At 70.8% G+C, this 8076-nt stretch carries 10 protein-coding genes and 1 pseudogene; 7 read left to right on the forward strand and 4 right to left on the reverse strand.

The features are described 5' to 3' along the window. Positions 1-693, forward strand: a pseudogene (locus AruCF_RS29895) (hypothetical protein); the annotation flags it as partial. A gap of 28 nt (positions 694-721) precedes the next feature. On the opposite strand, the gene AruCF_RS12230 reads toward AruCF_RS29895, so the two are convergent. Next, entirely contained in the window at positions 722-1528 is an 807-nt protein-coding gene (locus tag AruCF_RS12230; RefSeq protein ID WP_083036750.1) for an AraC family transcriptional regulator, read from the reverse strand. A 119-nt stretch (positions 1529-1647) separates the two neighbouring features. On the opposite strand from AruCF_RS12230, the gene AruCF_RS12235 reads away from it, so the two are divergent. From AruCF_RS12235 to AruCF_RS12245, 3 genes are all read left to right on the forward strand, one after another. Continuing rightward, positions 1648-1902 (forward strand): hypothetical protein, encoded by a 255-nt coding sequence (locus AruCF_RS12235; RefSeq protein ID WP_063568780.1) that lies wholly within the window; start codon positions 1648-1650, stop codon positions 1900-1902. A gap of 152 nt (positions 1903-2054) precedes the next feature. Next, positions 2055-2561, forward strand: a complete 507-nt coding sequence (locus AruCF_RS12240; RefSeq protein ID WP_063568781.1) for a 2-thiouracil desulfurase family protein — start codon at positions 2055-2057, stop codon at positions 2559-2561. Beyond that, a complete protein-coding gene (locus AruCF_RS12245; RefSeq protein WP_059270927.1) occupies positions 2551-2877 on the forward strand; it encodes a hypothetical protein in 327 nt (108 codons plus the stop codon). Before AruCF_RS12240 ends, AruCF_RS12245 begins: the two co-directional genes overlap by 11 nt. Positions 2878-2990: 113 nt before the next feature. Here the strand turns inward: AruCF_RS12245 and AruCF_RS12250 are convergent, their stop codons facing one another. Both AruCF_RS12250 and AruCF_RS12255 read right to left on the reverse strand, forming a co-directional pair. Beyond that, entirely contained in the window at positions 2991-3524 is a 534-nt protein-coding gene (locus AruCF_RS12250) for a hypothetical protein (RefSeq protein WP_054416570.1), read from the reverse strand. A 114-nt stretch (positions 3525-3638) separates the two neighbouring features. After that, on the reverse strand, positions 3639-4163 hold the full coding sequence (locus AruCF_RS12255; protein WP_054518796.1) for a carboxypeptidase-like regulatory domain-containing protein: 525 nt from the start codon (positions 4161-4163) through the stop codon (positions 3639-3641). A gap of 104 nt (positions 4164-4267) precedes the next feature. Here AruCF_RS12255 and AruCF_RS12260 point away from each other — a divergent pair, with 104 nt between their 5' ends. Then, positions 4268-4831 carry a TetR/AcrR family transcriptional regulator gene (locus AruCF_RS12260; RefSeq protein WP_231891541.1) on the forward strand — a complete coding sequence of 188 codons (564 nt, stop codon included), beginning with the start codon at positions 4268-4270 and terminating at the stop codon, positions 4829-4831. Positions 4832-4891: 60 nt separating this feature from the next. Here the strand turns inward: AruCF_RS12260 and AruCF_RS12265 are convergent, their stop codons facing one another. Then, positions 4892-5878 carry a tripartite tricarboxylate transporter substrate-binding protein gene (locus tag AruCF_RS12265; RefSeq protein ID WP_063568783.1) on the reverse strand — a complete coding sequence of 329 codons (987 nt, stop codon included), beginning with the start codon at positions 5876-5878 and terminating at the stop codon, positions 4892-4894. Between the two features lie 166 nt (positions 5879-6044). Here AruCF_RS12265 and AruCF_RS12270 point away from each other — a divergent pair, with 166 nt between their 5' ends. Together AruCF_RS12270 and AruCF_RS12275 are read left to right on the forward strand one after the other, a co-directional pair. Beyond that, on the forward strand, positions 6045-7103 hold the full coding sequence (locus AruCF_RS12270; protein ID WP_083036752.1) for a serine hydrolase domain-containing protein: 1059 nt from the start codon (positions 6045-6047) through the stop codon (positions 7101-7103). 175 nt (positions 7104-7278) lie between these two features. Beyond that, positions 7279-8076 (forward strand): aldo/keto reductase (locus AruCF_RS12275; RefSeq protein WP_083036753.1); only part of this gene is annotated, 798 nt, incomplete at its 3' end.

Consider the following 8076-nt stretch of genomic DNA (forward strand, 5'->3'; position numbering starts at 1 on the left):
GGCGCCAGCGCTGAAAGCGAGGTTCGCTCCGGGCGCGGTACGCGCGGCGCTCGCAAGAATCAGGGCGCCGGCCGCGGCGGCCGCCAGGGCGCGGGGCAGGCCGATGGCCGGGCGCCGACGGACATGGAGCGCGAGGCGGGCGAGGATGCGCTTGCCGCGCAACCCGCGCCGCAGCCGCGATCGGAGCGCCAGGAACACGAGGCTCGCCAGGACCGCCAGGCGCATCAGGGACGTCCGGCGCGCCAGGAACGTCCGGCGCATCAGGACAGTCAGGCGCATCAGGACAGTCCGGCGCATCAGGATCAGGCCGGCGCCGGATCGCCGCCGCAAACGTTCGACGCCCCGGCCCCCGCCGGCGCGCCGGACGCGGGGGCGGCCCCCTTCGACGCGCCGCCCGCCCGGGAGGCGTCCGATGCCGTGGAACCGGCCGACGCCAAGCGTCGGCGCACAACGCGCGGCGGCCGTGGCGCGGCCAAGACGGCGCGCGCGGGCAACGCCTCGCCCGCGCCGGCGCAGGACATGGCCGGCGAGGCGCCGCCAGCCCCAACGCAGGCTGCGGTGGTCGCGCCAGAACCCGCCGCCACGTCGGCGGACAGCGAACCGGCCAAGCCGGCCCGCAAGACCGCGCGCAAGACGGCGGCCAAGACCGCGCCGCGCGCGCGCCGTCCGCGCAAGGCCGCCGACGCCGAATGAGCGCGGCCGCGACCGCGCGGCGCAAGCCTCAGGCGATCAACGGGCCCCGGCCGTCATAGCGGCCGGGCGTCACGCCGTATTCCCGCTTGAACGCGGCGATGAAGGCGCTGATGTTGTCGTAGCCCGTCTCCAGCGCGGCGGTGGTGACGCCGTGGCCGGCCGCCAGCATCTGTTGGGCCCGCATCAGCCGGGCGCGCTGGCGCCAGGCGCCCAGCGTCAGGCCGGTTTCGGCCAGGAAGCGCCGCGCCAGCGTGCGCGGCGCCATGCCGATTGCAACGGCCCATGCCGCCAGCGGCCGGGTGTCGGCGGGCGCATCGGACCAGGCCAGCGCCAGCCGCCGCAGCCGGGCATCGCGCGGCAGCGTCAGGCCGTCGCCGGCGCGCGGCAGGGTGCGGATCTCGTCGCGCACCAGTTCGACGATGCGCAGGCGGGCCGCGTCCCAGGCGTCGACGCGCCAACTGGCGGCGCGTTCCACCGCCGCCAGCAGCAGCGCCGACGCCTGCAAGGCGCAGGGCGCATCCGGCAGGCCGGCGCACGCCGCCGCGCTCAGGTAGACGCTGTAGCCGGCATAGGGGCCATGCGAGCGCAACCCGTGCGGGCAATCGGGCGGAATCCACACGGCATGGGCGGCCGGCGCGACCCATTGGCGGTCGCCGGCCAGCACCGTCAGCAGGCCCTCGTAAGCGCCAAACAACTGCCCGCGCGCGTGCCGGTGCGGCGCCGTGTGGCGCACGGCCTTGTCCCGCCGGCGCACCGCCAGCAGGCGCGGCCCGCCGCGCGCGGCGGCCAGGGCGGGAGCGATCAGGGGCGAGGCGGGATCGGCGGGACGCGTCATGCGAGGGATCGACGGGCGAGCGGATTGGCAAAAATACGGTATGGATTGACCAAAATACCGCAGATTTGCCGGCCATGGGCGACTACGCTGGTTCCCGTGCTCACCCATTGGAGAAAACCATGAAAGCCCAGGATGTATTGCCGGACGACCGCGACAGCGCGGATTTCCAGGGCGTGACCGTGCGCAAAGGCACGGTCGGCGCATTCCTGGCCAACGCGCGCCTCTGGTGCGACGCGGGCGCCACGCCGCGGGCCCGCGAACTGGCCGGCGCCGATCTGCGCGAGGCGCTGCCAGCCTTGCGCGCGCTGGGATTGTTCGAGGTGCTGGAGGTGCGCGATGCGGCGCTGCGGCAATGGCTGGAGGCGGCCTCTTGAAACTCAACGCCTCGCGCGGCGATGGGGGCGGCCGCGCGAGGCGGCGCACGCCTGATCCGCCCAGCGCGGCGGGCGCGGCAGGGCGGCGGCCTGTTCTATGATGAGACCTTTGCCGGACGCATGGCCGCATGCGTCCATCTCCCGGAATGTCGATGCAATACGTTCTCGTCAGCGCCTGTCTGCTCGGCCATCCCGTCCGCTACGACGGCCGCTCGGTGCCGGGCGATCACGCCGTGCTGGCCGGCTGGCTCGACGCTGGCAGGGTGGTGTCGGTCTGTCCCGAGGTGGCCGGCGGCCTGCCGATCCCGCGCCCGCCGGCCGAGATCGAGCCGGGCGCCGATGCCGTCGCGGTACTGGCCGGCCGCGCCCGCGTGATGACCGTGTCGGGCGAGGACGCCACCCGGCCGTTCGTCGAAGGCGCGCGGCAGGCGCTGGACGTGGCGCGGCGGCGCGGCATCCGCATCGCGGTGCTCAAGGAGGGCAGCCCTTCCTGTGGCAGCGGCTATGTCTACGACGGCAGCTTTTCCGGCCGGCGTCTGCCCGGTGTCGGCGTCACCGCGCGTCTGTTGGCCGAGGCCGGCGTGCGCGTCTTCAGCGAACACCAATGGGCCGAAGCGGCCGCCTGCCTGGCTCGCCTGGAGGCCGGCGATGGGGTTTAACGTGGGCGACTGGCTGGTGCTGGTGGCCGTGGCGGCCGGGGTGATGACGGCCTGGCGGCTGGTGGCCGGGGTCGGACGCGGACGCCTGCTGGCGCGGATCGGCGCGGTGGTGTCGCTGCTGTGCGCGGCCTTCTTCGGCTGGCTCTGGTACGCGCAATACCTGAAATGGGATTTCAACGAACTGGGCCGTTATTACGATCCGGTCGAGCAGGTCGTCTACACCGATAGCGGTTTCGTCTGGGTCCTGCCGGCGGCGCTGGCGTTGGCCGCCGGGTTGTTCTTCGCCTGGCACGGCTGGGGACGCCGGCGCGCCTGACGCGCCGTGCGGCGGGGGCGGCCCGGTAGCGGCCGCGCCACAATGCAACGAGCGCCCCTGGGGGCGCTCGTCGTGGCGGGCGGCAGGCCCCGGTTGGCGTTTGAGCCGGCGCCTCAGTTGGCGCGGTAGCCGCGGCTGTTCATGCAGGAATCCATGGCGCGGTTGTAGCTGTCCACCATGACCTGCGTGGTCCATTGCGAGATGGTGGCCGGATCGTAGCCGCTCTGGTTCATGGCCCAGCGCTGGCAATCGGTCGAGGCGCTGGCCTGCGCCTGATTGACCGGCGGCGCCGGTTCGTACTGTACCGGCGCGTATTGCGTCGGCGCCTGATAGACCGGGGGAGCGCTGTAAACCGGGGGCGCTTCATACACGGGCGCCGCGTATACCGGCGGGCTGTAGTACGACACGCCGGGCGCGTAGACGCCCGTCTGCACATACGAGGGGCCGGAATTGGCTGCCAGGATCAGCCCCGTGGCCGCCAATGCCAGCGCGCCTCCCACCCACCAGCCACTGCCGCCGCCACCGCCGTGATGATGGTGATAGCCGCCTCCGTGGTACCCACCCCGATACCCGCCCGCCAGCGCGGGGGAACTTGCCAAGGCCAGTGCCAGCGCGACGCCGACCATACGACCTGTGAACCGCTTCATGATCTTGCTCCTGAGCCGCCGGGCGCCCGCGTGCCGCGGACACTGGCGATACCGTAATGTAACGCCGCCGCGACGCAATAGTTGTGTCAAGAGTTATGAAGATTTCAAGTGATTTCAGGGGCTTGGCGGCGGATTCGCCGGCGCGCCGGCGGTGTCCGGCGCCTGGGCCCCGCGCGCGGCCGGCGGCTCGCGCATGAAAGGCGAGCCGCGCGGATTGTCGCAAGGGGTCGACGGTCCGGCCCGCAGGCGGATGACCGGCTGCGGGTCGAACGCGTCGGCGTTGCGGTCCTGCGTGGCATAGGTGGCATAGCCGGCCTTTTCGACGCACCAGTTCCAGAAGAACACTTCCGCGCCATGGATGGCCAGGACCTCGACGCGCCACTCGCGGCGCGCCTCGAAGCGGGCCCGGCCGCCGGCATCGGTGCGCGCCTCGTTGCGGAAGCGGTCATAGCCGTACGGATAGGCTCCGGCGATCAACACCACCCGGGCGTCGGCCACCGGCTGCCCGGCCTCGTCCTGCACGGTGATGGCCGACTGTGGCTGCAGCGTCTTGTAAGTGGGGTAAGGTACGCAACCGGACAGGGCCAGGGTGAACGCGGCGGCGCAGCCAAAGTGGAACGGACGCGACAATCGGATCATCAGGGTTTCTATGTATGCAGGAATGTATGGCAAAAAGGCCGGAAGGATAGTACTTTCACGCGATGACGACGGCACCACCCCCATCTGTACCGCAGGATAAGCGTTTGACGAAAGGTGAGCGCACCCGGCTGCAACTTCTGGAAGTCGCGGCGGCGGAATTCGCCGAGCGCGGATTCCAGCACACCCGGATCAGCGACATTGTCGCCCGCGCGGGCGTGACGCAACCGGTGTTCTATCAGTATTTCGCCGGCAAGCAGGCGGCCTACGACGAACTCGTAGGCATGTTCGCCCAGCGCTTGCGCCAGGAAGTCTGCCAGGCGCGCCTCTATGAAGACCAGCAGAACCTGCCGGTCGAGGAGCGCGTGCGCCGCGGCGTGACCAACTGGCTGGGCATCCTGCAGGAGGATCGCAACCTGACCCGCATCGGCTTTTTCCAGGTCGACGCGGCCGAGGCGCTCAAGGACGAACTGGTCGAGATGATTTCCGAGAACATCCGCATCGATCAGCGCGCCGGCGTGTTCCGCAAGGACATTCCGCCGGACTGGCTGTCGCATGCCTTCATGGGCGTGATCGAGCGTTTCACTCGGCGCGAGCCCAACGCCGAAGAGCGCGAGGCGCTGGCCGACTTCATCACCACGATGTTCCTGCAAGGGGTGCTGCAGCGCTGACGGCGCCGCGTTGGCCGGCGGCGGCGCCGGCCGCCGGGCAGGGCCTCGGGATCACGGCGGCTATTCCACCCGCGCGCCCGAAGCCGCCACGAGCTTGCCGGCCGCGTCCCAATCCGCCTTCAGCAACGCCTGGAACTGCGCCGGTGACTTGGCCTCGGCCTCCACGCCCAGCGCCGCCAGGCGCGCCTGCACCTTGGGATCGGCCAGCACGCTGTTGACCGCGGCGTTGAGCCTGTCGCGCTCGGCGGGCGCGATCCCGGCGGGCGCCAGCAGGCCCAGCCAGGAATCGAAGGCGTAGCCGGGCAGTCCGCTTTCGGCCACCGTGGGCAGGTCGGGCGCGAAGCGCGAGCGCTGCTTGCCGGTGTAGGCCAGGAACGTCACGCGCGGATCGTTGCGGTAGCCCGTGACGCCGATAGTGGCGGCGGTGACGGCCTGCACCCGGCCGGCCAGCAGCTCGGTCACGGCGTCGCCGGTGGACTTCATGGGGATGTGCTGCATCTGCGCGCCGGCGGCGGTCAGGAACGCGGCCATGCCCAGGTGCGAGGCGCTGCCGTTGCCGGCCGAGGCGTAATCGTAGGCGCCGGGTTTGGCCTTGATCGCCTGGATGAATTCGGCCGTGTTGGCCACCTTCAGGCTGGAAGAGGCCAGGATGATGTAGCCGGTGTTGCCCACATAGGCCACGCCGGTGAAGTCCTTGTAAGGGTCGTAGCCCAGGTTCTTGTACAGGTAGCCGGCAATGTGGTGGCTGGCGGCGGCCAGCACCAGCGTGTTGCCATCGGGCGTGGCGCGCGCCACCTGGGCGGTGCCGACCGTGCCGCCGGCGCCCGCGCGATTCTCCACCACGATCGAGGCGTTCAGCGCCCGGCCCAGCTCATCGCTGATGGCGCGGGCGATGGTGTCCTGCACCGCCCCGGTGCCGTAGGGCACGACGACGCGGATGACGCGTTGCTCGGCGTGGGCGGCGCCGCCACAGGCGGCGGCAATGGCCAGGAGCAGGGCGGAGAAGCGGCGGAAGGGGGCGCGTGCGGCCCGATGGGGGATCGACATGGATTCAGCGGTGGATTCAATGATGCGGGGCGTTGGACTCTACCGGCGTCGCGCCGCCGCGCCAACGATTGATTCCCGCCTTGCTTATTGCCCCGGGCGATATCGCGCCGCGCGCGCCTGGATATACTCGCAGGCGCCACTGGCCAACGACAACACAAGGGAAACAATGAACGCGCTCATGCAGCAGGCGATCCAGTTCGCCAACGACCACGAAACCGCCTGGGACCGCAGCGTCGGCGGCGTTTTCGGCGTGCACCAGAACGATCCGCCGCCCTGGAACCGCCTGCTGGGCCCGCTGCATGACCGCGGTCCGGTGTCGGGCGTGGTGCTGCGCGAGAGCCGCGAGATCGCCGCGTGGGGCGAACCCGACCGCGCCGACCTGACCTTCAGCGTGGCCAAGCTGTACCTGGCGATCCTGGCCGGGTTGGCGCACGACCGCGGCCTGCTGCCCGATGTCGATGAACCGGTCGGCAAGCGCGTGCCCGGCATCGGCTTCGACCAGGGCCGCAATGTGCGGATCACCTGGCGCCACCTGCTGCAGCAGACCAGCGAATGGGAAGGCGAACGCTTCGGCGTCTCCGACCAGGCCGACCGCTATCGCGCCGTCACCTTCGGCGTGCCGCCGGACGGCAAGAAGGGCGAGGCCCGTCCGCTGCAATCGCCCGGCACGTACTGGGAATACAACGACGTGCGCATCAACCAGTTGTCGTACGCGCTGCTGCACCTGTTCCGCAAGCCCTTGCCCGAGGTGTTCCGCGAGGCCGTCACGCGGCCGCTGGGCGCCAGCGAGAACTGGCAATGGGTCGGCTACGACAACGCCTGGGTCGAGATCGACGGCCAGCGCATGCCGTCGGTGCCGGGCGGCTCGCACTGGGGCGGCGGCATGTCGATCAGCGCCCGCGACCAGGCGCTGATCGGCCAGATGCTGCTGAACCAGGGCCGCGCGGCCGACGGCCGCCAGGTGCTGTCGCCCGAATGGATTGCGCAGATGCGCCAACCGTGCGCGATCGCGCCGTACTATGGCTACCTGATCTGGCTGAACCACGAGGGCCGCGTGTTTCCGAGCGTGCCGGCGTTCAGTTTCTTCGGCGTGGGCGCGGGCAGTTCGTTCACCTGGGTCGAGCCCGAGCGCAAGCTGGTGGTGATCGTGCGCTGGCTCGATTCGGCGCATGCCGATGCGCTGTTCGGCAAGATCCTGGCGGCGGTGGACGCCCAGCCGGCCTGACACGCCACGGGCGTGCCGCGCGTGGAGTCCCTGCCCGGGGCAGGGATTTTCAGCGGCGCGCCGGCCCGCTTCTGGCAACATGCCCCTTTGCCCGCCGCGCCCCGGGCGCGCCGCATCGCTTCGCTTTCTGTTTCGCTTCCCCCGCGCACCCCGCGCGCCGACCAAGGATTTCGCCATGAACTACCGCCGTCTCGGATCAAGCAATCTTCGCGTATCGCCCCTGTGCCTGGGCACCATGATGTTCGGCGAGCAGACGCCCGATGACGAGGCCGCGCGCATCGTCGCTTCCGCGCGCGACCACGGCCTGAATTTCATCGACACCGCCGACGTCTACAACGACGGCCGGTCCGAGCAAGTGGTGGGCAAGCTGCTGCAAGGGCAGCGCCACGACTGGGTGCTGGCCAGCAAGATCGGCAACGTGGTGGGCAAGGGCCCGAACCAGTCGCACTATTCGCGCCAGTGGCTGATCCGCGGCGTGGAGCAGAGCCTGGCGCGGCTGGGCACGGATTTCCTGGACATCCTGTACCTGCACCGCGACTACCACGAGGAAAACCTGGAAGAAGCGCTGTGGGCGCTGGGCGACCTGATCCGCGCCGGCAAGCTGCGCAGCTTCGGGCTGTCGAACTTCCGCGGCTGGCGCATCGCCGAAACCCTGCGCCTGTGCGAAAAACTGGGCGTGCCGCAGCCGGTGGTGTGCCAGCCGTACTACAACATGCTCAATCGCGGCCCCGAGGTCGAGATCCTGCCGGCCTGCCAGCACTACGGCCTGGGCGTGGTGCCGTACAGCCCGATCGCGCGCGGCGTGCTCACCGGCAAGTACCTGCCGGGCCAGGCGCCGGCCGCCGACACCCGCGCCGGGCGCGGCGACCGCCGCATCCTGGCCACCGAGTTCCGGGAAGAGTCGTTGCGGATCGCGCAGCGGCTGGTCGAGCACAGCGCCGCCCGCGGCGTGCAGCCGGGCCATTTCGCCACC

It is taken from the genome of Achromobacter ruhlandii, from assembly GCF_002082135.1.
Lineage (GTDB): Bacteria > Pseudomonadota > Gammaproteobacteria > Burkholderiales > Burkholderiaceae_B > Achromobacter > Achromobacter ruhlandii.

Excerpts from the sequence above, each read along its gene's own strand:
- AruCF_RS12230 (WP_083036750.1), bottom strand. The coding sequence starts at position 1,528 with ATGACGCGTCCCGCCGATCCCGCCTCGCCCCTGATCGCTCCCGCCCTG.
- AruCF_RS12235 (WP_063568780.1), top strand. The coding sequence starts at position 1,648 with ATGAAAGCCCAGGATGTATTGCCGGACGACCGCGACAGCGCGGATTTC.
- AruCF_RS12240 (WP_063568781.1), top strand. The coding sequence starts at position 2,055 with ATGCAATACGTTCTCGTCAGCGCCTGTCTGCTCGGCCATCCCGTCCGC.
- AruCF_RS12245 (WP_059270927.1), top strand. The coding sequence starts at position 2,551 with ATGGGGTTTAACGTGGGCGACTGGCTGGTGCTGGTGGCCGTGGCGGCC.
- AruCF_RS12250 (WP_054416570.1), bottom strand. The coding sequence starts at position 3,524 with ATGAAGCGGTTCACAGGTCGTATGGTCGGCGTCGCGCTGGCACTGGCC.
- AruCF_RS12255 (WP_054518796.1), bottom strand. The coding sequence starts at position 4,163 with ATGATCCGATTGTCGCGTCCGTTCCACTTTGGCTGCGCCGCCGCGTTC.
- AruCF_RS12265 (WP_063568783.1), bottom strand. The coding sequence starts at position 5,878 with ATGTCGATCCCCCATCGGGCCGCACGCGCCCCCTTCCGCCGCTTCTCC.
- AruCF_RS12270 (WP_083036752.1), top strand. The coding sequence starts at position 6,045 with ATGAACGCGCTCATGCAGCAGGCGATCCAGTTCGCCAACGACCACGAA.